A 24,495-nucleotide genomic window follows, 5' to 3' on the forward strand; every position below is an offset into this window, starting at 1 on the left:
CCATTTCTATAATTCGTCCCGATTGGTAGCGACTTTACCTAAAACAATTGGTAAATTACCATTACGTACACGAATGGCATCAATCAATGCTTTTTCTTGCTGTTGGTCTTTAAGTAATAAGCTATAACGTAATTCATATAGACTGCCCATAGTGGTTGTACGAACAGACTCGAGATGAGTAGTATAAGCAAAGGTTTCAAAAATATCAGTGAATAAATCAGGATAATCTAAATCTTCGGGAATCGTAATTTTTAATTCGCGTTCTGCCGTTTTTTGATTACCAAAGTTTGTTCGGTAAATTACTAATAAAAAGCCAGCGACAACCACAGAAAAAACAGCAATGTAAGAGACATAACCCATTCCAGTGGCTAAGCCAATTCCCATCGACCAGAAAATACTTGTAATTTCCCGAGCGCCCCCAGCAACTGAACGGAAACGAATTAAACTAAATGCGCCCAAAACCGCCATCCCAGTTCCTAAATTACCATTCACCAGCATAATTACCGATTGAACAAGCACTGGTAAAACAGCCAGCGTAATCACGAAATTTTTAGTATAAACATTGCGATACATGTGGATGAAAGCCACCAGCATTCCTAAAACGAGCGCACTCAGGATACAAATAATCAGCTCCTGAATATGAATATCTCCTGAACCTTCTGTAAATAGACTAGACAACATAAAATAATTCCTCCTTAAATAAGTAACGTTGATATGTTTGTGCATATTTTGAAAAACTGCCTTTTTGCACATGATGTTTCGTTAATAATTCGACAAACCATAAAGGATAAGCACCCATGGCTTTAACTTCCATTAAGACATCTAATTCTGGTGCAACCAATGCGCCACGATCGGCAGCTAAGGTCATTTCTTTCGTTTGATAGCGAATATTCTGATCAAAGGTCACACGAAAATCGTCATCCTCTTCTAAATAAAGAGAGAGGCGATCATACGAAATTAAAACTTTTGGAAGTAAATCGGTATGTTTTAAAAACAACCAATTAATTTCCTGCGTAATTTGTGAATGCTCAAGAGCTGTAGGAAGTTTTCCTGTGTGCTCCCATGCCAGATACTCTGTGTATGTTAAGGGGATGCGTCGTTTATAGACAATGCCTTTCACCTTCTTTTTTATTTCTAAAAAAACGAGACTATCCTTGGTTGGTGTACCATAACTACGAATTCGAAACTTTTCTTTATATTGTGGTTTATCCATCGAATGACGAATAAAGTGATAGTTGTCAGTATCGTAATATAAGGAACGGATTGTGTGTAAGCCATACTGATCAACGGTCATATACTGTTGCAGTTCTTGAAAAAATGCAGCAAACTGTTTTTGTTGAAAGAGATATTTGCTTTCCTTTCGTTGAAAGACTTTCTTAAGTTTCATAGTAACTCCTCCTTGATTTTCTTTCTGGGGACATCATAAAAGGTGAACCTTAAACGTAGCTTAAGCGAGAATTTAAGGTTGAATTAAGCTAAAAATGGTATGATATCCTTAAAGAAGGTGAAGGATATGATTAAATTTTTATTGATTGAAGATGATGTGATTCTCTCGGATACAATTAAAGAAATTGTCACAGAATTAGGTGAAGCAACACAAGTCTATACAGGCAACGAAGGATTATATGAAGCGGAATCAGGGGTGTATGATTTAATTATTCTTGATTTGATGTTGCCAGAAATGAATGGGTATCAAGTGTTAGCAGAACTTCGTAAACAAGGCGATCAAACACCAGTCTTAATTTTGACAGCCAAAGATGGACTCGAAGATAAGATAGCAGGATTTCAAAAAGGTGCCGATGATTATTTAACCAAACCTTTTTATCGGGAAGAACTAGTGATGCGGATGAAGGCACTTCTCAAACGCTCGTTGGGTTTATTTGATGAAAATACTTTGACCTATCGAACGATTACTTGCCAATTAGCAAGTAAAGAAGTTCTCTATGATAAGGAAGTTTTGCCCATACAAGGGCGTGAATTTGATTTGTTGGTTTATTTTTTACAAAATCAAGGAATGATTTTAACTAAAGAACAAATTTTCGATCGAATTTGGGGATTTGATTCGGAAACAACGGTGACGGTAGTCGAAGTATACATGAGTCATTTACGGAAGCATCTTCGTCCTACGGGGCTAGAAAAAGATTTTCGAACACTAAGAAATGTCGGCTATATGCTGAAAGGGGAGGAAGGATGAACAAAAGGCTCTCTTATAAACAACGAAGAAATTTTTTCTTAATGAATATCAGTGCTTTTGCACTAATTTTTGTCTTCTTAGGAATGATTATTTTACAATTGTTAAGTCAAACAGCTTATCGTGAAACCGATCAAGCAATAACTGAGATGAATCGTAATCCTGAATTTATCCAACAAGAAATTGCCCGTTACCGTGACGATGCCTTCCCTGAGGATTTTCATAAAGAACCTCCCAAAAGCCCATCAAGCAATCGATTTAATACGCAAATCATTTTGTGGTCAACAGAGGGCGAGATTTTAAATAAAGAAGCGTTAGGTGGACGATTTTCGCAAATGGAAAACCTGCGCTTGCAAACCAGTCAATTGGAAGAAATTCGAACCGTTACGATTCAAGATGAGGACGATGCTTTAGTTTTTCATTCCTTAACAAAAGAATACACTGATAATGAAATCGCATACGTTCAAATTCTATCAAACGTCAATCAGATTCAACATTCGCTAACGAACTTTCGTGTGATTGTGGTTGGTTGCATGGTTGTATTTTGGCTATTATCAATTGGAATTAGTTATTGGTTGTCAGCAATTTCGATGAAACCTGTGTTAAAAGCTTGGCAAAAACAGCAAGAGTTTGTGGAGAACGCTTCGCATGAATTACGAACACCATTAACTATTATCCACAATCGTTTAGAAAGTCTTTTTCGTAAACCAGACCATACCATTTTGGACGAATCGGAAAATATTGCACAGGCTCTTAATGAAACACGGCGCTTAACAGGGCTGACAGCTGATTTATTAACGATTGCAAGAAGCGATGCCAATCAATTGATGTTGGAAAAAGAGTCCGTTGCAACAGACACCTTTTTAACTGAATTGGTCTTACCTTTTCAGGAAATGGCAGAGCTCGAAGGGAAATCTTTTACAGTAGCCGTAGCAAATTCACCGCTAGCAGTTATCGACCGCAAGAGAATGTATCAAGTTATTGTCATTTTATTAGATAATGCGTTAAAGTATACAAAGCAAGGCGATACAATTGAGGTAATCTCAACTAAAAAAGCAAAATCATGGGAAATACATGTCAAAAATACTGGACCAAGTATTTCTAAAGAAGCCCAAAAGCATTTGTTTGATCGTTTTTATCGAGAAGACAAGTCGCGTTCAAAAGAAACCGGAGGCTACGGTTTAGGCTTAGCTATTGCGAAACAAATTGTAGAAGAACATCAAGGAACCATTACGGTGAGAGATGTAGATCCTCAAGGGGCTGATTTTTGTATTCAGTTGCCATTGAGTTAAGTTAACGTGAAAGGAGAGCGTATGGGAAAAAAACTTGTTATTACAGTTGAAGTATTGGTATTAATTGTCGTGATTATCGGCACGTATTTCTTTTTTACAAAGGATGAGAAAAAATCAAATGAGAAAGAGACTGAGCAAACGAATCAATCCTCTACTAGCTCATCTAGTCAAGAGGACCCGTTAGATAAATTGCTGGCTGAAATGACTTTAGAAGAGAAAGTTGGGCAACTCTTTTTTGTCCGTGTACCGGAGATTAATCAAATAGAAGATATTCAGACCTATCATTTAGGTGGCTATGTCTTGTTTGGTCGTGATACAGATAGTGAAACGCAGGAGAGTTTACAACAAAAAATTGCTAGTTATCAAGAAGCAAGTCACCTACCATTGTTAATTGGTGCGGACGAAGAAGGTGGGACGGTTACTCGTATCAGTCAAAACCCGAATTTAGTTGCGCAACCATTTGCTTCACCACAAGCAATTTACGCAGCAAACGGTTGGGATGGCATTATTGAAGATACCAAGCAAAAAGCTGCGATTTTGACGGATTTAGGGATTAATACCGGCCTGTTTCCAATTGCCGATGTGGCAACTGATCCAAATGCGTTTATTTACGACCGTACGATTGGTTTAGATGCAGAAGGTACCAGCGAATTTGTTGAAAAAGTAGTGACAACGTTAAAAGCAGCCAAAAGTGGTTCTACGTTGAAACATTTTCCAGGTTATGGCAATAATCGTGATTCTCACGTTGAGATTGTGACTGATGAGCGCTCATTAGCCGAAGTTGAAGCCGATTATCAACCATTTGAAGCAGGAATTAAAGCAGGGGCAGATAGTATCTTAGTGTCCCATAATATTATCGCTAGTATAGACTCCGCTGCACCAGCTTCCATCTCAGCAAAAGTTCATGAAGTCTTACGCAAGCAATTACACTTTGATGGTGTAGTGATGACTGACGATATGGATATGGCAGGTTTAGCCAATTTCATCTCACAGGAAGAAGCGGGATTAAAGGCATTACAAGCAGGAAATGATTTAGTCATGTCTTCTAGCTACCAACAACAGATTCCTTATGTGATTCAAGCTGTTCAAAATGGTGAGTACAGTGAAGAGCAGTTGAACGAATCCGTTCGTCGCGTCTTAACATGGAAACAACACTTAGGTTTGCTTTAAACGATGCACCTTTTTCGGAGCTTTCTGAAAAAGGTGTATTTTTTGACGAGTGCTTGTGCAAATGTTACCGTAAGAATAAGCACTTCATTATTAAAGGAGGAAGACAGTATGAAGAAATATGAGCAACTATTTTATGATGGTAAATGGCAAACAGCCGATTCTCAAGTATTTTCAGATGTAGTCAATCCTGCAACCGAAGAAGTCATCGCCCAAGTAATTCAAGCGACAAATAAGGATGTTGATCACGCAGTCGCTGCCGCCAAAAAAGCTTTTCCCAAGTGGAACGCACTGGCACCTCGTGAGCGTGCAGAGTATTTACAAAAAGTTTTAGAAATCGTCAAACGTCGTCAAACAGATATTCAAGAAATAATTATTCAAGAGTTAGGTGCAAGCAAACAATTTACAAAAAATGCCCAAGTCCCGTTATCCATTCGTGAAATGGAAGCCACGCTTTCTGAATTCGCCTCTTTTCCATTTGAGGAAACGATCGACAATGCCAAAATCATAAAAGAAGGATTCGGCGTGGTGGCTTGTGTGACTCCGTGGAATTATCCCTTTAATCAAATCCAACGAAAAATCACCCCAGCTTTATTAGCAGGGAATACGGTGGTTGTCAAACCAGCAAGTAATACGCCACTAACCGCTATTTTGTATGCTGAAATTATGGAAGAAGCTGGCCTACCTAAAGGTGTTTTCAATTTGATTACTGGCAGTGGGAAAGCAGCGGGTGATTATTTAGTAGCGCATCCTGACGTGGAAGTCATTTCTTTTACTGGTTCAACAGAAGTCGGGAAAAATCTTTATCATCACGCCGCAACAACCGTCAAAAAATTAGTTTTGGAATTAGGCGGTAAATCAGCGATGGTTTACCTAAAAGGCGGAGATTTAAGAGCTGCCGTTGAAGCCGCTGCAAGCACTGTCTTAGATAACCAAGGCCAAACTTGTTCGGCTTTGTCACGTTTGTTGGTTCCTAAAGATGAATTGGAAAAAACCAAAGCATTCTTAAAAGAATATTACGCAGCCATTCAAGTAGGCGATCCAGCAGATGAAGCCACACGCGTTGGTCCAATGGTATCAGAAAGTCAACGAGAAACCGTCTTGGAATATATTCAAAAAGGCAAAGAAGCTGGCGCAGAAATTTTAGTTGGCGGACAGGCAATTGCTGGTAAAGGTTATTTTGTTGAGCCGACTGTTTTTGTGAACGTTACGAATGAAATGAGGATTGCTCAAGAAGAAATTTTTGGTCCAGTGTTAACCGTGCTGACCTATGATACAGTCGCAGAAGCAATTGAGCTTGCGAATGACACCATTTATGGTCTATCAGGAGCCGTTGTTGGACCCAAAGAAGAAGCCGAGAAAGTTGCACGTAAATTGCGTACAGGGAATGTAACTGTTAATGGTAGCCAACGAACGGCAAAAGCGCCCTTTGGAGGATACAAACAATCTGGTTTAGGCCGTGAAAATGGCTTATATGGACTAGAAGATTACCTAGAAACCAAAGCGATTTTCTTATAACAAGCAAAAAGCAGTCTGCGGACTGCTTCAGACTGTAGATACAATCCCAAAAAACGGATGAAATCTACAGTCTTTTCTTTTATACGTTCCGAGGATTCAATGACTAGCAAAAACCAGCGAAAAAACGTTTTGTTTTTTCGCTGGTTTTCTATTGTTCAAACTGGGCATGATGCAATTGATAATAAGCGCCTTTTTGCGCAAGTAGTTCTTCGTGTGTCCCTTGTTCAACAATGTGCCCAGCATCCATCACTAAAATTTTATCAGCAGATTGAATGGTGGAAAGGCGATGGGCAATCACAAAACTTGTGCGGCCTTGCATCATTTCTAGAAAAGCCGACTGAATATTTTTCTCTGTTAAGGTATCTACAGAGCTGGTAGCTTCATCTAAAATTAACATTGCTGGATTACTAATCATAGTACGTGCAATCGTTAGCAACTGTCGTTGACCGTCAGAAATTTTAATTCCTTGTTGCCCAATCGGTGTAGCTAATTTTTGAGGCAAACGCATGACATAATCATACATATAGGCTTTTTTCAAGGCACTATAGATTTCTTCGTCCGTTGCTTTTGCATTCCCATAAGTTAAGTTTTCTCGCAAAGAAGCATCAAACAACCAAGTATCTTGTAAGACCATGCCAAATTGTTGGCGTAAATTGTCACGTTTTAATTCACGAATATCTACACCATCAATGGTAATTTTCCCACTATCTACATCGTAAAAGCGCATCAATAAATTAACTAATGTCGATTTACCAGCCCCTGTTTTTCCCACGATAGCGATTGATTCCCCTGGTGCAGCCGTAAAAGTGAAGTTTTCAATTAGTGGCTGTTTAGGATCGTAAGCAAAATCAACTTCTTCAAAACACACTTCGCCTTGAATCGCCGTTAATTCTTGTCCAGTTTCATCTGAGGATTCTGACGTTTGATCGATTAAATCAAACGTTCGAGTTAAACCAGCTAAAGCCGTTTGAATTTGCGTCGTAATCCCTGAAATTTCAATAAACGGTTTAGAAAATTGAGAGGAATAAATGGTGAAACTGGAAACAATCCCGATGGTAACCAACTCACTACCTGAAAAAATTAAATAGGCACCGGTAAAACCAACAGCCACATACGCTAAGTGATCGACAAAACGTGACAATGGATTGGTTAAAGAAGAAGAAAACTGCGCTTTTTGTCCGCGAACATATAATTCTTGATTAATGGCTTCGAAACGTTGCTGGTTCGTTTCTTCTTGTTGGAAAGCTTTGACAATTTTTTGATTGCCAACCATTTCCGTGATAAAGCCGGAAACTTGTCCGACAATTTCTTGTTGTTGGCGAAAATCATTTTGTGAAGCTTGGGCAACAAGCCAGCTTACTAAGAAAATAATTGGTGTGGACAATAAGACAACAATTGTTAACACCACACTCATGCGAACCATCATGAACAAAGCCAATAAGACAACCGAAACACCTGAAAATAGCTGATTGAAAATTGCCGATACAGCGACCGAAACGTTATCCATGTCATTGGTAAAGCGACTAACGATATTGCCGTGAGAGGTTTGATCATAATAACGCAAGGGCAGCTGATTTAACTTTTGATAAGCATCTTTTCGTAAATCGGCAGCCGCCAAATAAGCGACACGATTACCTAAGCGCTGAATGAACCATTGACTAATGGTTGTCACTCCGACAATTCCTGCAAATAGGCCTAAGATTTTGTATAACTGACTAAAAGCGACGGCCTCTTTTCCAAGCAATTGATCGACGGCTTGCCCAATTAGAAACGTCATATACACTGAAGTTAAACCAGTGATAATTCCTAAAACCATTGCTGCCATATTTTCTTTTTTATAGCGTAATAAGTATGGGGAAAATCGTTTGAGACTACTCCAATCAAAAGATTTTGTTTTCATTGGATGCCCTCCTCTTGTGACTCTACAATTTCTTGGTATTCTTGCGATGTTTGTAATAACTGCTCATGCGTGCCTTTAGCCACTAGTTTTCCCGCGTCCATCACAAAAATTTGTTGCGCATCTTGGATTGAACGAATGCGCTGTGAAATAATAATAACGGTTCCTTCAAGTGTCTTTAAAGCTTGCCGTAAATTTAAATCCGTTTGGTAATCTAATGCACTCAAAGAGTCATCTAAAATTAAAATTGCTGGTTTGGCAATTAATGCGCGAGCAATCGTTAAGCGTTGCTTTTGTCCACCAGAGAAATTCTTCCCACCTTCAAAAATCATCGTATCTAAACCATCAGGCAAGGCTGCAACAAAGTCACGTGATTGTGCTAGTTCTAAGGCTTCCCAACATTCTTCGTCCGTAGCATCGTCTTTTCCCCAATGCAAATTTTCACGAATCGTTCCGGTGAATAAGACGGCCGTTTGTGGCACCATGGCAATTGTTTTTCGTAAAGCCTTCAAATCCCAGTCACGAACATCTTTGTTTGCAACTTTTACCGAACCAGCAGCAACATCATAAAAACGTGGAATCAGTTGAGTTAAAGCTGATTTCCCACTACCAGTTGGCCCAGTAATCCCAATTGTTGCGTTGCTTGGGATAGCAAAATTAATGTTTTCTAAGGCCAAACCAAATTCAGGCGCAAAGCGGAAATCAACTTGTTCGAATGACAGACTACCATCATTTGTGAACGTTTCTGCGGTTTTAACAGATTGAATGGAAGAATTGACATCTAAAACTTCATTAATACGGCTTGCAGAAGCAGCTGCACGTGTAAAGAGAACCACTAAGTTAGACACAACAATTAATGCCAATAACATTTGATTCATATAATTCACTAACGCCAAGATTTGTCCTTGCTGCAGATGACCGATGTTCACTTTAAATCCACCAATGTAAAAAATAGCCAACACACCAAGATTTAAAATTAAAGTCGTTGCAGGCGTTAATAAGGCAGAAAGATTAGTTACCCGCAAATAGACTTTCGATAATTCATCCGTTGCATCATCAAACCGCTTGATTTCTGTCTGGCGACGAGCAAAGGCACGAATCACACGAACGCCACTTAAGTTTTGACTAACCAATTCATTCACATGATCTAGCTGGCGTTGGACGCTTTTATATAGTGGAACTGATTTAACAATAATAAAAAACAAAACGAAACAAAATAGAGGCAACATTAATAGGAAAATCAACCCAATTTGCCAATCGATATAAAAGGACATCACAACTGCCCCCACACTTAAGAAAGGCGCACGAACAACCAAACGAATCAACATAGCTAAGGCAACTTGCAATTGATTCACATCATTTGTCGTCCGAGTAATCAACGTATCTGTTCCAAACTGATTCAACTCTTGGTGCGACAGCTGATTGATTTTTTTCATCAATTGATTGCGTAGTTCCGTCCCAAAACCTTGGGAAGCATAGGAAGCGAAGTATTGACAAACCATTGCACAGAGCAAGCCAATTATCGACATAATCACCATCCAAATGGTCATTTCCATTACTTTAGACCAATTGTTTTTCTGAATCCCTTCATCCACTAAAATTGCCATTAACAATGGTAAAACAAGCTCAAAAATTGCTTCTAAAAATTTGAAAAAAGGACCGAGAAAAATCTGTTTTCGATAATTTTTAGCATAATGTAATAAACGAAACATAATTTCCTCCTTAAAATAATAAGATAGCAATATTGTAACGTAAAGAAACAATGAAAGAAAGGCGCAAGAACTAAAGCGCTATTAAAGAAGAAAAGCGTCAGTATGTTACAAGGGTATTACGAAATGGAATGCTATCAAATCAACGTTTGAAAGCTATTTAACACTGATAAGTTATGTTATGTATCAAAAATATCCTCTGTCTTGGTGAATTGTAATAATCTGTAAATGAATTGCAACAAATAAAGTAGTCTACTTTTGTATAATGAACAAAGTTGAAGAACAAAAGGAAGGTGTTGAATTCGTGAAAGCGAAGAATTTTTTAGCAATTTGTTTGTTGGGAATGACTGTTGCAACCCCACTGACAGTAAGTGCTGAGTCACTCGAGTCATTGGATAAAAAAGAAGAAGCACTTCTACAAAAAAGTGAAGCAATTAGTGCTGATGTACAATTAGCATTGGAAGGTGTCAATCATAAATACCAAGAAGTAGAAGCCTTAAAAGACAAAATAGTCGAAAATGAAGCAACCTTGGCATCTACAAAAGACGAAATGAAAGTAACGGAAGACAAAATTGCTCAAAGAAAACAACTCGTTGCAGATCGTTTAAGAACGTTACAGTTAAATCGAGCATCAGAAAATAAATTGATGCTTTTATTACAGGCTTCAAGTATTCAAGAATTTGTCAGCGGTGTGTACGCTATTTCGGTGTTACAAAGTGCTGAAAAAGATGCACTAGATGAATTAGATACAGAAGTTGCTAAATTACAAGAATTAGAAGAAAAAGCAATAACTACGCAAAAAGAGCTTGAGACAAGCGAGCATGCTTTAGTGACAGAAGCCAATGAATTAGATTCAAAAATCGATCATTTACAAGCGCAACTTTCTGATAATCAGGATGCGTTGCAATCTGTTGCACAAAGCAAATTTGTTGAAAATGAACGTTTAAAAGCAGAGGTGGAGCGTAAAGCAGCTGCCAAACGTGAAGAAGCTAAGGCTGAAAAAGAAAAACAACTAGCCGAAAGCCAAGCAAAAGAAACAGAGTCGGAAAAAGCTTCACAAGAAACCACTATCGAATCCGAAACAAGTACTGCGAATGCAAGTTCAAGTGTGACAGAAAGTCAAACTTCAGAAACTGAAACCGCAACAAACACACCCATAGAGTCTGAAGCAAAAGAAGACACACCAGAACCCGAAACACCAAAAGAAGAACCAGCCAGCCAACCAGAAGCATCACCAACAACTGGTCGGGTATTATACATGGAATCTACAGCCTATTCATATTCTGAACCAGGTGCCAGCTTCTATACAGCTTCTGGACTAGATTTAAGGCAAAATCCACAAGCCGTTGCAGTGGATAAGAATGTCATTCCTTTGGGGTCATTAGTAGAAGTAGAAGGTTACGGAGTTGCCATTGCAGCAGATACCGGTGGCGCAATTAATGGCAATATTATCGATGTCCATTTTAAAACAGTTGATGAATGCAAAAACTGGGGACGACGATTCAATGTCAAAGTCACCATTCTACAATAACGAAGAAAACTAGCGATACAATCATTCTTGTTTTAAAGGATGATTGTTTTGTTGTAAAAATAAGATCTTTTATGAAAAGAAAGATGTTTTTTTAAACGGATACAAATCTTTCAATACAGGGGGGAGAATAGAATACGAACGTTTTTTTAAAACGTTAATGGAAATGCCATGAAAAAATTTTCCTTTCATTTATACAGTAGATGCAGTAAAATTGGCATGGAAGTCTGTTATGAAGCGAATGATAACTAAAAATAAGAAGAAAAATTAGTACAAGGAGTGTTAATCAATAAATGAATAAAATGCTGAAAGGGCTTGGAGTGACAGCTGTCGCAGTTGTTGCTGTTGGAATTTGTTATATTGGCTATCAAAAAAACAATGACCGTCAATATGACCAGCGTGTTTCTTATGCAGAAACGGCTGTAACAAATGAAAAATCTAAATTGGAAGAACTACAAAGAAAAGTCAATGACTTTTATGCAGGCAAAGAAAAAGATTTCTTGAAAAAAGGCTTAAAGACAGCCGATGTAACGAAAGTAAAAAGTGATCTTGAATCTGTTCGTGTAACAGCAGAAGATTTTAAAATCAAAGAAGGTTCCTTACCTACAGGCATCAAAGACTTAGAAAAACAAAAAGCAGAAATTTCTAAGAACCTAACGGATGTTTCCGATAAATTACGTATCCAAGAACAAACCAATAAATTATTTACCAAAGAAGTTTCAGATTGGTTCAAATTTAAAGATGAAATGATTATTCAAGATAAATTGAAAAAAGACCAAGTCGATGAAGTCAGCAAAAAAGTAGCAGCCTTCCCAGAGGATAAATGGCAAAAAGTAGTTAAAGCCTACTTGAAAAGTGCCTCTGATCAAGTAAAAGCAGCAAGCGATTTACAAAAACGCTTTGATGAGCTATTGAAAGAGGGCGCGATTGTCACATACGAAGATTATATGGAAGTTTTAGCGAAAATTGAAGACATTCGTAATGAGAAACTCAAAGAAAAATTCACTGCTTTAGCCGAAGAGGTGTCACACATTGTTGGTTTAGTTCAAGAATCAACCTATGAAGAAGTGACAGAGACGTATGAGGAAGAATCAACAGTCGAAGAACCTATTGTTGAATCAACTTATTCTGAGCCAATTTATGAAGAACCAATTCCTGAATCTTCAGAAGAACAATGGTTCCCTGAAACACCAACTGATAATGGCAATCAAGGTGAAGTTGTTCCTCCAGTTGATAATAGCGGGAATACGAGTGAAAGTACTGTAGAAAATACAGAGACGACATCAAATACTGAGACTCCAGCAACTTCAGAATCAACAACAACTGTTAATTCTAATCAAGAGCAACCAGCAAATGATTCACCAACTGAATAAAATTATTCGACAATATTGGAGGAATGAGACATGTCACGAAGAAGCCGACATCGTTCAACAGGGAAAAAAGTCTTTCTAACGATTTTTGCAATCGTTGCTGTGTTAGTGGTTATTGCAGCAGGTGTAGGGGCAAAATTGTACTTTGATTTATCAGGCTCCATCAAACAAACCTATGAAGCAGTTGAGCGAAAAAATGAAGAAACCAAGAAACGTCAGCAACCAGTCGATTTGAACAAGAAAGAATCATTCAGTGTATTACTCTTAGGAATCGATACAGGGGATTTGGGTCGAACGGAGCAAGGTCGTTCAGATACCTTGATGGTAGCAACCATCAATCCTAACGACAATAAATCAACCTTAGTCAGTATCCCACGTGATACCTACGTTGATATTGTTGGTTATGGCACCCAAGACAAAATTAACCATGCCTATGCTTTTGGTGGGGCAGCAATGTCAATGGATACCGTTGAGAAATATTTGGATATTCCGATTGACCATTATGTTTCTATTAATATGATGGGAATTAAGGAGTTAGTGGATGCTGTTGGTGGGGTCGATGTGAATAATGACTTAGAATTTGAAAGTCGGGGAGAACACTATGACTTTGGTCCGATTCATTTAAATGGCGATCGTGCCCTAACTTATCTAAGAATGCGTTATGAAGATCCTCGTGGCGATTATGGTCGTCAATTAAGACAACGTTCTGTTGTCGAAGCAATTGTTAAAAAAGCATTGACTTTAGACGGCATTACCCAATACCGTAGCATTCTGGATGCAATGGAGGGCAATATGAAAACCGATATGAGCTTTAACGACATGCAAAAGATTGCCTTAGATTACCGCAGTGCATTTACAACCATCGATCAATTGCAAATGCAAGGAGATGGCTTTATGCAAGATGGCGTATCCTATCAGCGTGTGAGCGAAGATGAATTACATTCTGTTCAAAATCAATTGAAAAAACAATTAGATACAAAGTAATCGATAGAAAGTGGAGAAAAGATGGAAGAAACGATTAGTTTAAAAGAAATTTTTGAAATTTTGAAGAAACATATTGCTTTAATCATTGTGAGTATGTTTATTGGTGTAGGCTTGGCAGGTGCGATTACATTTTTTGTAATTACGCCACAGTATAGTTCAAGAGCACAGTTAATTGTCACTTTGCCGCAATCAGAAAGTTCTAATAATAATTTGAATGATATTAATTATAATTTACAAATGTTAAATACTTATAAAGATATTATTAAAGAAGGCGATGCGTTAGCACTTCAAGTTCAAGAACGATTATCTAATGAATATGATATTGAATTAACACCTCTAGAAATCAAAGATATATTAGATGTAACTCAATCACAAAATTCACAAATGTTTTCTATTTCAGCGACCAGCCCTAAAGCTATTGATGCAGAACATATTGCTAATACGGCGGCAGAAGTCTTTCAAGAAACAGTCAAAGATGTTTTAACAAATGTTGATAAAACTACAATAGTCTCAAGGGCTACAGCTAATGAGGATCCTGTCTCTCCTAATAACAAATTAAATTTGGCTATTGGATTGATTTTGGGATTGGGGCTAGGGGTTGGTTTAGCGTTTCTGATGCAATTATTGGATAGAACCGTCAAAGATAGTCGTTTTGTTACTGATAATTTGGAATTTACTATTTTAGGTACAGTTCCACAAATGACACAAAAAGAAATTAACGCAACAACGCAAAAAATGCCTAAAAAAGCAACAAAAAAAGTGAAAGATGATGAAACAGCTACCAGACGTAGCCGCTCACGCGTGTAGGAGGATATCATGGCAAGAAAAGATCGTAAAGAACAAAGAACTAACCCAGTCAGCCTAATTACTTTAGTTGACCCTTCATCACCAGTGTCAGAACAATATCGTACAATTCGTACGAATATTCAGTTTGCTTCATCTGTTGATCGTAAATTACAAACATTAGTTGTTACTTCTTCTGGTCCAAGTGAAGGTAAATCAACAACTTCGGCGAATTTAGCAGTTGTCTTTGCTAAATCGGGGCAAAGAGTATTATTAGTAGATTCAGATATGCGTAAACCAACCGTGTTTAAAACTTTTCAGTTAACGAATGAAGTAGGATTGAGCACAGTATTAAGTACTAGTACGAAGGTAGATCAAGCAGCTCAAAAAACAAGTATCGAAAACTTATCTGTGCTGACTAGTGGACCTAAACCACCGAATCCTTCAGAACTTTTGGGTTCGATGAGAATGGATCAAGTTATTCAAGAAACACGTAATTTATATGATATTGTTATTTTTGATATGCCACCAGTTGTAGCGGTAACCGACGCTCAAATTATGGCATCCAAAGTTGATGGAACACTATTAGTTATTCGTGAAAATGTAACAAAAAAAGAAGCGGTTACCAAAGCAAAAGAATTGTTACATTTAGTAAACGCTCGAGTTTTAGGTGTCGTGTACAATGGTGCAGAACAAAGCAAGGATCAAGGATATTATTATTATTCTAGTTAATAACTAAAGGAGTCGAATGAAATGATTGATTTACATTGTCATATTTTACCAGGAATCGATGATGGGGCAGAAAACATAGAGGCAAGTGTTGCCATGGCTGAAAAAGCCATTAGTCAAGGGATTACACATATTTTATGTACCCCTCATCATAACAATGGACGGTATGAGAATCCTAAAGATTCAGTCATTCATTCGGTTTCTGTATTGCAGACTGAATTAGATAAACGAAACTTAAACTTGACCTTGTTAGAAGGTCAAGAAGTCCGAATCACAGGGGATTTGATTGACGAAATCAACCAGAATAAAATTCTCTTCACTGATTTGGACGATACATATATACTGATTGAATTTCCTACGATGGATATACCAGCGTATACAGAACAAATTTTCTTTGAGTTACGTGCAATGGGAAAAATACCAGTAATTGTTCATCCAGAACGAAATGCGAAATTCAGAGAAGATCCTAATTTATTGATTCCTTTTTTAGAAATGGGCTGTTTGGCTCAATTGACTGCACCAAGTATCGTTGGGACATTTGGTAAATCAATTCGCAAAACAGCTTTAGAAATGGTGAAACATAATTTAGTGCAAATGGTGGCTTCTGATGCCCATGGAGTGAAAAAAAGAACTTTTTATATGGAAGAAGCATATCAAATTATTGAGGGGAAATTTGGTGTGAAAAAAGTCCAACAAATGAAACAAATAGCAAAAGACCTTGTAAATGGGGATTCAGTTGTTTATCCACTACCAAATAAAATTGTAAAGAAAAAATTGGGATTGTTTTAGGGGGAGAAAAATGAAATTGACTGGAAATACTGACACTAATAAAAAAGAAGACTATGTATATATTTTTATCAAAAGATTTTTAGATATAATAATTAGTATTATCGCATTAGTAATGTTATCACCACTTTTTTTTATTTTAATTATAATCATGAAATTGGAAGAACAAGATGGATCGGTTTTTTTTGTGCAACAACGTTTGGGAAGAGACGGTAAAATATTTAAAATATACAAATTTAGATCAATGAAAACTGATGCAGATGAACATTTAAGAAAAAATAAAGAGTTATATCAAAAATATATTGAAAATGACTATAAACTAGAACAACATGAGGATCCTAGAATAACTAAACTAGGCTCTTTTCTAAGGAAAACGAGTTTGGATGAACTTCCTCAATTATTTAATGTTTTTATAGGAAATATGAGCTTGGTAGGTCCAAGACCAATTATCTTGGAAGAACTAAAAGAGTATGAAAAAGAAGGTAAGGTACGAGAATTTCTCTCAATGAAGCCAGGAATTACTGGTATATGGCAAACGTCCGGAAGAAGTAATATTGGATATCCAGAACGTGTATATTTAGAAATTAGTTATATAGAAAAAAAGAGTATTTTAACAGATTTAAATATTATTTTAAGAACATTTGTTAAAGTCTTTAAAAGAGAAGGTGCATATTAAGTGTCAAAAGATATAAAAATTATGGTGGTTACTCATAAAAATACTGGTATGCCAGCTGATACCAGTCTCTTTGTTCCAACAGCAGTAGGTCCAAATAAAGATAAATTATTATATCGGGAATATATCACTGATGATCAGGGATATAATATTGCTGAAAAAAACCCTAATTACTGTGAACTGACTGCATTATATTGGGCGTGGAAAAATCTGGATGCAGAATATATTGGATTAGTACATTACAGACGCTTATTTATGGAACCATCGAGTAAAAACGAAATTGTAAAAAAAGAAACTTTAGAGAAACTATTTAAGAATATAGACGTTATTTTACCTAAGAAGAGAAATTATTATATTGAAAACACATTATCTCACTATAAACATAATCACAATATCAATGACTTATTGGAAACTAGACAGATTATAACTGAGTTGTATCCTAGCTATGTCATGTCTTTTGATAAAATTATGAAAGAAAAAAAATCTCATAGGTTCAATATGATGATTATGAAAGAAGAGAAATTTGATGAATATTCTAAATGGCTATTTGATATACTCTTTGAATTGGAGAATAGAATAGATATTAGTGACTATGATTCTTATCAATCTAGGATTTATGGATTTATTAGTGAGCGATTAGTAGATGTTTGGATTGATGCTAATAATATTCAGTATAAAGAACTGCCTGTAAAATTTATGGAAAAACAAGATTGGATTAAAAAAGGTAGTAAATTCATTTTCAATAAAATAAAAAAAGGATAAAAATATGAAAAATAAGAAAATACATGATGCGGAATTAAACATTGCAAAATATTTTATAAATATTTGTAGAGAAAATAATTTTCAATATTTTTTATTAGGAGGAACTTTTTTAGGAGCGGTAAGGCACAAAGGGTTTATTCCATGGGATGATGATATGGATTTTGGCATGCCTCGAAGTGAGTATGAAAAACTAATTATTTATTTAAAACAAAATCCGTCTTTAAAGTACAAATTATGCACTTTTCAAGATGGGACAAATTCAGATTATCCTATAAAAATAGAAAGTTCAGAAATAAGATTAATTGATCGTTCAACAGGAACAGAGAAAGAACGGAATGCATGGATAGATATATTTCCTTTGGATGGACTACCAACTAATCGAATTTTTTTAGCAATACACAAATTTAAATTACTGAGTTTGAGAGCTGTGTTTAAATTATCTCAACTATCTAATAATGTTTCAGTAACTAATCCATCTAGAACACAAATTGAACAATTTATTATTAAATTGGGACAAATTACTAAGATCGAAAACTTATTAAATGAAGAAAAATTATGTAATAAAATTGATAAAGTTTTAAAAAAATATCCTTACGAAGATAGCACATTTGTTATTAATTTTATGGGTGCTTACAAATTCAAAGAAATGTTTCCCAAAAGTATTTACGAGGAAACAGACGAATATATTTTTGAAGATATCTATATGGTAGCTCCCAAAAATTATAATTATATTTTAACTCAATTGTATGGCGACTATATGACACCTCCAAAAGACAATGAAAAAAATAAACATCAAACATTTATAGAATAATGGAGTAATTTCATGAAAAAAAATATATGCTTTTTTGCACATGATAATAATCTAACTGGTGCAAATAGATCAATGTTAGATTTAATAGAACAAATTCAAAATATGACTGAAGAGTATTCTATAAAAGTGATTATTCCTAAGCATGGGATATTAGAAAGAGAATTGAAAAATAGGGAAATAAATTTCAAAGTTATTAAATCATATAAATTAATTAACAATATAGATGATAATTTTTTTAAAAAATACTTAAAAACTATAGTAAAAATTTTTTTGAATATTCCTGCTTATTATAGAATTCGTAGATTTTTAAAAATGGAAAAAATAGACTTGGTACATATAAATAGCGTATTAAGTACAATTAGTGGGGAATGTTCAAAATCGTTGAATATTCCATACATTTACCATATAAGAGAATTTTTAGCTGAGGATCATAATATTGAGTTTAGTCAAGAAAATAAAATGAAAAAAATTTTACTTAATAGTGAAAAATGTATAGGAATTTCAGATATAGTAGTTGATTATTACAAAAGGAAATATGGGCTGAAAAATTTAGTAAGAATCTATAATGGGATACCTAAGGAAAGATATTATTTTTATAGAGAAAATATATCCTCTGAAATGAACATTTTGATGGTAGGTAGGTTGGCCAAAGGAAAGAATCAATTATTAGCTTTAGAGGCGTATAAAATTGTTAAGCAAGATAATGCTTCTAATATTGGTGATCTTTATATTATTGGTTCTACTGGAGATATTGAAGCTAACGTTGAGTATGAAAAAAAGTTAAAAAATTATGTAATGAATAACAACTTAGAAAAGTATGTTAAATTTATTTCTCATACTGATAAAGTATTAGAATATAGAAAATTAGCTGATATTGCTCTTGTTCCTTCAAGTTTAGAGGCTTTTGGGAGAGTAACAGTGGAAGGAATGTTTTCTCAACAGGTCGTTATAGCTAGTAATTCTGGAGCAAATGTAGAAATTATTGATTCAAACAATACTGGAATATTATTTGAATCTGGAAACAGTAAGAAGTTAGCAGAAGCGATTTTAAAATTATCGAAAATGCCTAATGAAGAAATACAAGTAATGCAAAAAAAAGCTTGTCATTATGCGATGAATAACTTTCCAATAGATAACACAGCAAAAAGTGTTTTGTCTGAATACAATGATTTCTTCAATAAAAATTAGTATTTTCTAAATCTGTGTATTTTAAATTGGGAGGTGTAGGAATGATGGAAAATGTAAGAAAATTATTTATAACTGCTTTATCAATCTTCTTTGCTTTATCTATTTTAATTGATATGAGTAATTTTAGATATGTAACTACATTGGTAACTATTAGCAAAGTTTTTTTTGCATTTTTAATAATTTTGGCCTTATTAGTAATATTTTTGGAGAAATATTCATATAAAGAATTTATTTTTTTAATGTGTCTTCTTTTTTTAGGTATATTACCACTATTAATTAATCGGGATATCCAATTACTATCTATAATTATTCTAGGAATAGCAATAAGTAGAATTGATATTAAAATCCTTTTAAAGAAGACATTTTTCTTATCTATCGTTGCATTTATACTAGTGGTATTGTCTTATCAAATAGGAATTATATCTCAGTATACGATGTATAGAGATGGTAAACCTAGATTATCGTTAGGATTCTATCATCCAAACACTTTAGGAATAGCCTTTTTTATAATTTTAGCTGAGTATTATGTTTTTAAAAATAAAAGTTTGACAATAGTAGATTTTACATTAGCTATTCTGCTGACTATTGGGGTATATAATTTAACTGATTCACGTACTACTTTAATCGTCACATTGTTGTTGACACTAGGAGTCATCTTTGTTAGATTTTTTGCCAATTCCAAAAGTATAAAATTATTGAATTTTAGTGTATTGTTACCGTTCTTATATTCTATTCTTTCTTGGTGGTCTTCAAAAAATTATTTTTTAGGATCTTCTGTTATTAACAAACTAAATGAGTTTCTGTCTGGTCGAATATATTATGCTAGTCAGTTTATAAATATTTATGGTGTTAGTTGGTTTGGATCAAAAAATATTGAAATTATAGGAACTAGACAAGTTTCTGAAAGTTTTGGTGCTGTCAGAGGAATGATACTAGATAATTCGTTCATGTATAATTTAATAAGATATGGAATTTTTACGATAATAGTATTATTAACGTTATACACAATACTAATAATTTATACAATTAAAGTAAAAGAATATTACTTAACAATAGTATTGATTTCTTTTTTAACATTAGGACTTAGTGAAAGCTATCTATTCAATTATAAATATAATGTATTTATTCTTTTGGTAATACTGCCATTCTTCAAAAATAACATTCTTTCAAAGATGAATAGTAATAGGATATATTAAAATGAGGTAATAAAATGAAAAATGTCGTAAAAAATTTTTTTTATCAGACTATGTTTCAAGTAACCAAAATTATTCTTCCAATTATAACTGTACCAATAGTATCAAATGCTATTGGTCCCGAAGGGATTGGTGTCTACAATTATACAAATTCAATCGCACAGTATTTTGTATTAGTTGCAGGCCTAGGGGTAGGTTTATATGGAAATAGAGAAATCGCGTTAGCATGGAGCAGAAAAGACAATATATCTGTAGTATTTTGGGAGATATTTTCTTTTAAAGCAATTTTATCAGTGATTGCAGTTTTTCTTTATTTAGGACTTATTTTCTTAATAGATGGTTCAGTATATTTTTATATTCAAGCATTAACCGTGTTTGCAGTTTTATTTGATATCTCTTGGTTTTTTATGGGGGTTGAAGACTTTAAAAAGACCAGTTTAGTTAGTTTAATGATGCAGGTTATTTCTTTCTTCCTAATCATATTATTTGTAAATAATTCAAATGATACATTGAACTATGTATTGATTCAAGCTTCTAATATCTTTCTTTCACAAGTTTTAGTTTGGTTCTTCTTAAAAAAATATATTCATTTCGAAAGAGTTAGCTTGAAAAATAGTTTCAAACATGTTCAAGGATCTATAGAATTTTTTATTCCACAAGTTGCGATTTTACTATATACTAACTTGAATAAGACTTTGTTGGGTTATTTTTTAGGAGAAAAAAGCGTTGGTTACTATACGAATTCTTTAACTTTAAATTTAGTTTTCATTACTATAATAACTACATTAGATACTGTGCTACTTCCGCATATGAGTGGTTTGTTTGCAAAAAATAATATAAAAAAAATTGTAGAAACTATGAATACTACGATTCATTTGCAACTGTTTTTTTCAATTCCGATTATGTTTGGAATGTTAGTTGTTTATGATAAGCTAGTTCCATGGTTTTTTGGAGAGAATTTTTTGTTTATTAATAATGTGATTCCATTCTTTACAGTTTTAATTGTTGTTGTACCATTAGGAATGGCAATTTCTAGACAATATTTATTACCGATTGGTAAAACAAGAGAGTACAATAAATCAGTAATTATAGGGTCAATTATCAATATTATTGGGAATATCGTATTGTTACCAGCTATTGGATTTTATGGTGTTGTAATCACGTATATTATTTCTGAATGTTTTGTCACGATTGTTAGAACACACTCATTTATTAAAGCAACTCAGTTTCATTTTGATATAAAAAGAATTATAAAAATATTTATTTCGGGCATATTCATGTATTGTATAACTCGATTTATGACAGGTTCAATGGATGCTTCGATTACGACTAATATATATCAATTTATTATTGCTATAACTATATACTTTATAACAACGACTTTGCTCAAAGTGAATTTATTCTTAGAGTTAATTAAAAAAAATAATTGAAAAATAGTAGAAAAGAGGAAAAATAGTGAAATATTTAATAGTAGGATCGGGATTATTTGGATCTGTGTGTGCACATGAATTAGCTAAAAATGGGCATCAAGTGAAAATAATTGAGAAAAGAAATCATATAGCAGGAAATATATATACTAAAGAAATTGAAGGAATAAATGTACACCAATACGGTGCTCATATTTTTCATACTTCAAATAAAGATATATGGGAATATATAAATCAATTTGCTGAATTTAATAGATATACAAATTCTCCTATAGCTAACTATCATGGTGAAATATACAATCTACCATTCAACATGAATACATTCAATAAACTATGGGGAGTAACAACTCCAGAAGAAGCTCAAAATAAAATTGAAGAGCAAAGAAAAGTATTAAATGAGAAAACTCCAGAAAACCTAGAGGAACAAGCAATTTCTTTAGTTGGAACTGACATATATAAGAAATTAATTAAAGAATATACTGAAAAACAATGGGGAAGACCATGTACGGAGCTTCCAGCATTCATTATAAAAAGGCTCCCTGTTCGACTAACTTATGATAATAATTACTTTAATGATAAATATCAAGGAATACCAATAGGTGGTTATACACAAATTATAGAAAAAATGCTTTCTCATGAAAATATATTAGTAGAGTTAAATACAGATTTTTTTGAGAATAAAGATATTTTCGAAAAAGAATACGACAAAATTATATATACAGGAATGATTGATCAGTTCTTTGACTATGAATTTGGTAGATTGGAGTACCGTTCTTTAAAATTTGAAACAGAAATTATAAACCAAGAAAACTATCAAGGTAATGCAGTTGTAAATTATACAGATTCTGAGCATGAGTATACTAGAATCATTGAGCACAAACATTTTGAATTTGGTCAACAGTCCAAAACAGTTATTACTAAAGAATATCCGGCGGACTGGAGACCAGGAGATGAACCTTATTATCCAGTAAATGACAGAAAAAATAATGCTATATATCTAAAATATAAAGAATTATCTGCAAAAGAAAATAAATATATTTTTGGTGGGCGATTAGGAACTTATAAATATCTTGATATGCATATGGTTATTCAAGCAGCTTTGAAAACAATTGATAAAGAAATTAAAAAATAGCATTTTATTTTAGTAATTATTTTTATGAAATTTAGAACGTATTTGAAAATTATTCCCAAAAAATTAACTTGTGATTCTTTGTTTTCAGATATGTTCTAATTGTATTTTGAAATTATCTTATAGGAGGAAGTTTCTATGAAAATATCAGTATTTGGTTTAGGTTATGTTGGGTTGGCAAATGCATTACTATTGAGTCAAGAAGAGGATGTAAAAGCATATGATATTATCGAATCTAAAATAGATATGCTTAAAAGAGGGAAATCGCCTTTGGAAGACAATGAGATATGTTCTTTTTTAAAACGCAATGATTTAAATATTGAGTTTACAAATGATTTCGAAGATGCAGTTAATTTTGCAGATTACTTAATTATTGCAACACCAACAGATTATGATGAAAAGAAGAATTATTTTAACACATCAACTGTAGAAGATGTAATTAATCGAGCATTAGAAATTCGTTCGGATGCAACATTTATTATTAAATCCACTGTGCCAGTAGGTTATACATTAGAGATTCAAAAAAAGTTTGATACGAATAATATTATATTTTCTCCAGAATTTTTAAGAGAAGGAAAAGCTTTATACGATAATCTTTATCCTTCAAGAATTGTGATTGGTGAAAACTCAGAACGTGGTAGACAAATTGCGACTATATTCAAACGTAATGGTTATAAAGAAGATGTGGAAATTTTATTAACTAATCCAACAGAAGCAGAAGCTATCAAATTGTTTTCAAATACATATTTAGCATTGCGAGTTGCATATTTCAATGAATTAGATACGTATGCAGAAGTAAGAGGGTTAGATTCAAAGCAAATTATTGAAGGAGTTGGGTTAGATCCTAGGATTGGCCAACATTATAACAATCCTTCCTTTGGTTATGGTGGCTATTGCTTACCAAAAGACACAAAGCAATTACGTGCTAACTATGAAAATATTCCAAGTAACATTATTAGTGCAATTGTTGAAGCAAACACTACTAGAAAAGATTTTATAGCAGAGCAAATTATTAGTAAGAATCCAAAGACAGTGGGAATTTATCGTTTAACTATGAAATCTAATTCTGATAATTTTAGATATTCCTCTATTCAAGGTGTAATGAAGCGAATCAAAGCTAAAGGGATTGAAGTAGTTGTATATGAGCCAAGCCTAGAGGATAGTTATTTTTATAATTCTAAAGTTATAAAAAACTTTAATGAATTTAAAGAAATTTCTGATGTAATTGTTTCAAATCGCATGGAAAAAATATTAGAAGATGTAGAAGAAAAAGTATATACAAGAGATATTTTTGGTAAAGACTAGAATGTATCTATCAATTTTTTAATAAATAAATGACTATAATGGTGTTGTATTTT

Annotated in this window: 22 protein-coding genes; 18 read left to right on the forward strand and 4 right to left on the reverse strand. The window is 34.0% G+C overall.

Annotated features, from left to right (window positions below):
- Positions 1–6 precede the first annotated feature (6 nt).
- Positions 7–681 (reverse strand): DUF4956 domain-containing protein, encoded by a 675-nt coding sequence (locus AC4BC5_RS09690; RefSeq protein WP_490495195.1) that lies wholly within the window; start codon positions 679–681, stop codon positions 7–9.
- A complete protein-coding gene (locus AC4BC5_RS09695; RefSeq protein WP_490495196.1) occupies positions 671–1,387 on the reverse strand; it encodes a polyphosphate polymerase domain-containing protein in 717 nt (238 codons plus the stop codon). Before AC4BC5_RS09695 ends, AC4BC5_RS09690 begins: the two co-directional genes overlap by 11 nt.
- A gap of 126 nt (positions 1,388–1,513) precedes the next feature.
- Between AC4BC5_RS09695 and AC4BC5_RS09700 the strand changes: the two genes are divergently transcribed.
- The 4 genes from AC4BC5_RS09700 to AC4BC5_RS09715 all read left to right on the forward strand — a co-directional run bounded on the left by AC4BC5_RS09700 (position 1,514) and on the right by AC4BC5_RS09715 (position 6,168).
- Entirely contained in the window at positions 1,514–2,194 is a 681-nt protein-coding gene (locus tag AC4BC5_RS09700; RefSeq protein ID WP_490495197.1) for a response regulator transcription factor, read from the forward strand.
- Positions 2,191–3,483, forward strand: a complete 1,293-nt coding sequence (locus tag AC4BC5_RS09705; RefSeq protein WP_490495198.1) for a sensor histidine kinase — start codon at positions 2,191–2,193, stop codon at positions 3,481–3,483. Before AC4BC5_RS09700 ends, AC4BC5_RS09705 begins: the two co-directional genes overlap by 4 nt.
- A gap of 21 nt (positions 3,484–3,504) precedes the next feature.
- A complete protein-coding gene (locus tag AC4BC5_RS09710; RefSeq protein WP_490495199.1) occupies positions 3,505–4,653 on the forward strand; it encodes a glycoside hydrolase family 3 protein in 1,149 nt (382 codons plus the stop codon).
- A 108-nt stretch (positions 4,654–4,761) separates the two neighbouring features.
- Positions 4,762–6,168 carry an aldehyde dehydrogenase family protein gene (locus AC4BC5_RS09715; protein ID WP_490495200.1) on the forward strand — a complete coding sequence of 469 codons (1,407 nt, stop codon included), beginning with the start codon at positions 4,762–4,764 and terminating at the stop codon, positions 6,166–6,168.
- 148 nt (positions 6,169–6,316) lie between these two features.
- On the opposite strand, the gene AC4BC5_RS09720 is transcribed toward AC4BC5_RS09715, so the two are convergent.
- Both AC4BC5_RS09720 and AC4BC5_RS09725 read right to left on the reverse strand, forming a co-directional pair.
- Positions 6,317–8,068 carry an ABC transporter ATP-binding protein gene (locus AC4BC5_RS09720; protein ID WP_490495201.1) on the reverse strand — a complete coding sequence of 584 codons (1,752 nt, stop codon included), beginning with the start codon at positions 8,066–8,068 and terminating at the stop codon, positions 6,317–6,319.
- Entirely contained in the window at positions 8,065–9,777 is a 1,713-nt protein-coding gene (locus AC4BC5_RS09725) for an ABC transporter ATP-binding protein (protein ID WP_490495202.1), read from the reverse strand. The genes AC4BC5_RS09720 and AC4BC5_RS09725 overlap by 4 nt, the downstream gene beginning before the upstream one ends.
- 301 nt (positions 9,778–10,078) lie before the next feature.
- Here AC4BC5_RS09725 and AC4BC5_RS09730 point away from each other — a divergent pair, with 301 nt between their 5' ends.
- From AC4BC5_RS09730 to AC4BC5_RS09795, 14 genes are all read left to right on the forward strand, one after another.
- Positions 10,079–11,305 carry a 3D domain-containing protein gene (locus AC4BC5_RS09730; protein ID WP_490495203.1) on the forward strand — a complete coding sequence of 409 codons (1,227 nt, stop codon included), beginning with the start codon at positions 10,079–10,081 and terminating at the stop codon, positions 11,303–11,305.
- 290 nt (positions 11,306–11,595) lie between these two features.
- Positions 11,596–12,675 (forward strand): hypothetical protein, encoded by a 1,080-nt coding sequence (locus tag AC4BC5_RS09735; RefSeq protein WP_490495204.1) that lies wholly within the window; start codon positions 11,596–11,598, stop codon positions 12,673–12,675.
- A 30-nt stretch (positions 12,676–12,705) separates the two neighbouring features.
- A complete protein-coding gene (locus AC4BC5_RS09740; RefSeq protein WP_490495205.1) occupies positions 12,706–13,656 on the forward strand; it encodes an LCP family glycopolymer transferase in 951 nt (316 codons plus the stop codon).
- Positions 13,657–13,677: 21 nt separating this feature from the next.
- Positions 13,678–14,463, forward strand: a complete 786-nt coding sequence (locus AC4BC5_RS09745; protein ID WP_490495206.1) for a YveK family protein — start codon at positions 13,678–13,680, stop codon at positions 14,461–14,463.
- Positions 14,464–14,472: 9 nt separating this feature from the next.
- Positions 14,473–15,171 (forward strand): CpsD/CapB family tyrosine-protein kinase, encoded by a 699-nt coding sequence (locus AC4BC5_RS09750; RefSeq protein ID WP_490495207.1) that lies wholly within the window; start codon positions 14,473–14,475, stop codon positions 15,169–15,171.
- 21 nt (positions 15,172–15,192) lie between these two features.
- The gene (locus AC4BC5_RS09755; protein WP_490495208.1) at positions 15,193–15,957 is read left to right on the forward strand and encodes a tyrosine-protein phosphatase; all 765 of its coding nucleotides are present in this window, start codon (positions 15,193–15,195) and stop codon (positions 15,955–15,957) included.
- 10 nt (positions 15,958–15,967) lie between these two features.
- Complete coding sequence (locus tag AC4BC5_RS09760; protein WP_490495209.1) at positions 15,968–16,630, forward strand: sugar transferase; 663 nt, start codon at positions 15,968–15,970, stop codon at positions 16,628–16,630.
- Positions 16,631–17,389 (forward strand): DUF4422 domain-containing protein, encoded by a 759-nt coding sequence (locus tag AC4BC5_RS09765; protein WP_490495210.1) that lies wholly within the window; start codon positions 16,631–16,633, stop codon positions 17,387–17,389.
- A 4-nt stretch (positions 17,390–17,393) separates the two neighbouring features.
- Positions 17,394–18,200: a LicD family protein gene (locus AC4BC5_RS09770; RefSeq protein WP_490495211.1), complete on the forward strand. Its 807-nt coding sequence runs from the start codon at positions 17,394–17,396 to the stop codon at positions 18,198–18,200.
- A 12-nt stretch (positions 18,201–18,212) separates the two neighbouring features.
- A complete protein-coding gene (locus AC4BC5_RS09775; protein WP_490495212.1) occupies positions 18,213–19,388 on the forward strand; it encodes a glycosyltransferase family 4 protein in 1,176 nt (391 codons plus the stop codon).
- A 41-nt stretch (positions 19,389–19,429) separates the two neighbouring features.
- Entirely contained in the window at positions 19,430–20,584 is a 1,155-nt protein-coding gene (locus AC4BC5_RS09780) for a hypothetical protein (RefSeq protein ID WP_490495213.1), read from the forward strand.
- Between the two features lie 14 nt (positions 20,585–20,598).
- The gene (locus AC4BC5_RS09785; protein WP_490495214.1) at positions 20,599–22,011 is read left to right on the forward strand and encodes an oligosaccharide flippase family protein; all 1,413 of its coding nucleotides are present in this window, start codon (positions 20,599–20,601) and stop codon (positions 22,009–22,011) included.
- A 22-nt stretch (positions 22,012–22,033) separates the two neighbouring features.
- Positions 22,034–23,140: a UDP-galactopyranose mutase gene (gene glf / locus AC4BC5_RS09790; RefSeq protein WP_490497535.1), complete on the forward strand. Its 1,107-nt coding sequence runs from the start codon at positions 22,034–22,036 to the stop codon at positions 23,138–23,140.
- A 135-nt stretch (positions 23,141–23,275) separates the two neighbouring features.
- Entirely contained in the window at positions 23,276–24,442 is a 1,167-nt protein-coding gene (locus AC4BC5_RS09795; protein WP_490495215.1) for a nucleotide sugar dehydrogenase, read from the forward strand.
- The last annotated feature ends 53 nt before the right edge of the window (positions 24,443–24,495 follow it).

It is taken from the genome of Enterococcus sp. AMC2644 (assembly GCF_058216475.1).

Bases quoted from the DNA above. Each gene is read 5' to 3' on its own strand.
- AC4BC5_RS09710 (WP_490495199.1), top strand. From the start codon at position 3,505: ATGGGAAAAAAACTTGTTATTACAGTTGAAGTATTGGTATTAATTGTC.
- AC4BC5_RS09715 (WP_490495200.1), top strand. From the start codon at position 4,762: ATGAAGAAATATGAGCAACTATTTTATGATGGTAAATGGCAAACAGCC.
- AC4BC5_RS09695 (WP_490495196.1), bottom strand. From the start codon at position 1,387: ATGAAACTTAAGAAAGTCTTTCAACGAAAGGAAAGCAAATATCTCTTT.
- AC4BC5_RS09720 (WP_490495201.1), bottom strand. From the start codon at position 8,068: ATGAAAACAAAATCTTTTGATTGGAGTAGTCTCAAACGATTTTCCCCA.
- AC4BC5_RS09735 (WP_490495204.1), top strand. From the start codon at position 11,596: ATGAATAAAATGCTGAAAGGGCTTGGAGTGACAGCTGTCGCAGTTGTT.
- AC4BC5_RS09770 (WP_490495211.1), top strand. From the start codon at position 17,394: ATGAAAAATAAGAAAATACATGATGCGGAATTAAACATTGCAAAATAT.
- AC4BC5_RS09775 (WP_490495212.1), top strand. From the start codon at position 18,213: ATGAAAAAAAATATATGCTTTTTTGCACATGATAATAATCTAACTGGT.
- AC4BC5_RS09780 (WP_490495213.1), top strand. From the start codon at position 19,430: ATGATGGAAAATGTAAGAAAATTATTTATAACTGCTTTATCAATCTTC.
- AC4BC5_RS09745 (WP_490495206.1), top strand. From the start codon at position 13,678: ATGGAAGAAACGATTAGTTTAAAAGAAATTTTTGAAATTTTGAAGAAA.
- AC4BC5_RS09725 (WP_490495202.1), bottom strand. From the start codon at position 9,777: ATGTTTCGTTTATTACATTATGCTAAAAATTATCGAAAACAGATTTTT.
- AC4BC5_RS09700 (WP_490495197.1), top strand. From the start codon at position 1,514: ATGATTAAATTTTTATTGATTGAAGATGATGTGATTCTCTCGGATACA.
- AC4BC5_RS09690 (WP_490495195.1), bottom strand. From the start codon at position 681: ATGTTGTCTAGTCTATTTACAGAAGGTTCAGGAGATATTCATATTCAG.
- AC4BC5_RS09705 (WP_490495198.1), top strand. From the start codon at position 2,191: ATGAACAAAAGGCTCTCTTATAAACAACGAAGAAATTTTTTCTTAATG.
- AC4BC5_RS09795 (WP_490495215.1), top strand. From the start codon at position 23,276: ATGAAAATATCAGTATTTGGTTTAGGTTATGTTGGGTTGGCAAATGCA.
- AC4BC5_RS09740 (WP_490495205.1), top strand. From the start codon at position 12,706: ATGTCACGAAGAAGCCGACATCGTTCAACAGGGAAAAAAGTCTTTCTA.
- AC4BC5_RS09755 (WP_490495208.1), top strand. From the start codon at position 15,193: ATGATTGATTTACATTGTCATATTTTACCAGGAATCGATGATGGGGCA.
- AC4BC5_RS09760 (WP_490495209.1), top strand. From the start codon at position 15,968: ATGAAATTGACTGGAAATACTGACACTAATAAAAAAGAAGACTATGTA.
- AC4BC5_RS09785 (WP_490495214.1), top strand. From the start codon at position 20,599: ATGAAAAATGTCGTAAAAAATTTTTTTTATCAGACTATGTTTCAAGTA.
- AC4BC5_RS09750 (WP_490495207.1), top strand. From the start codon at position 14,473: ATGGCAAGAAAAGATCGTAAAGAACAAAGAACTAACCCAGTCAGCCTA.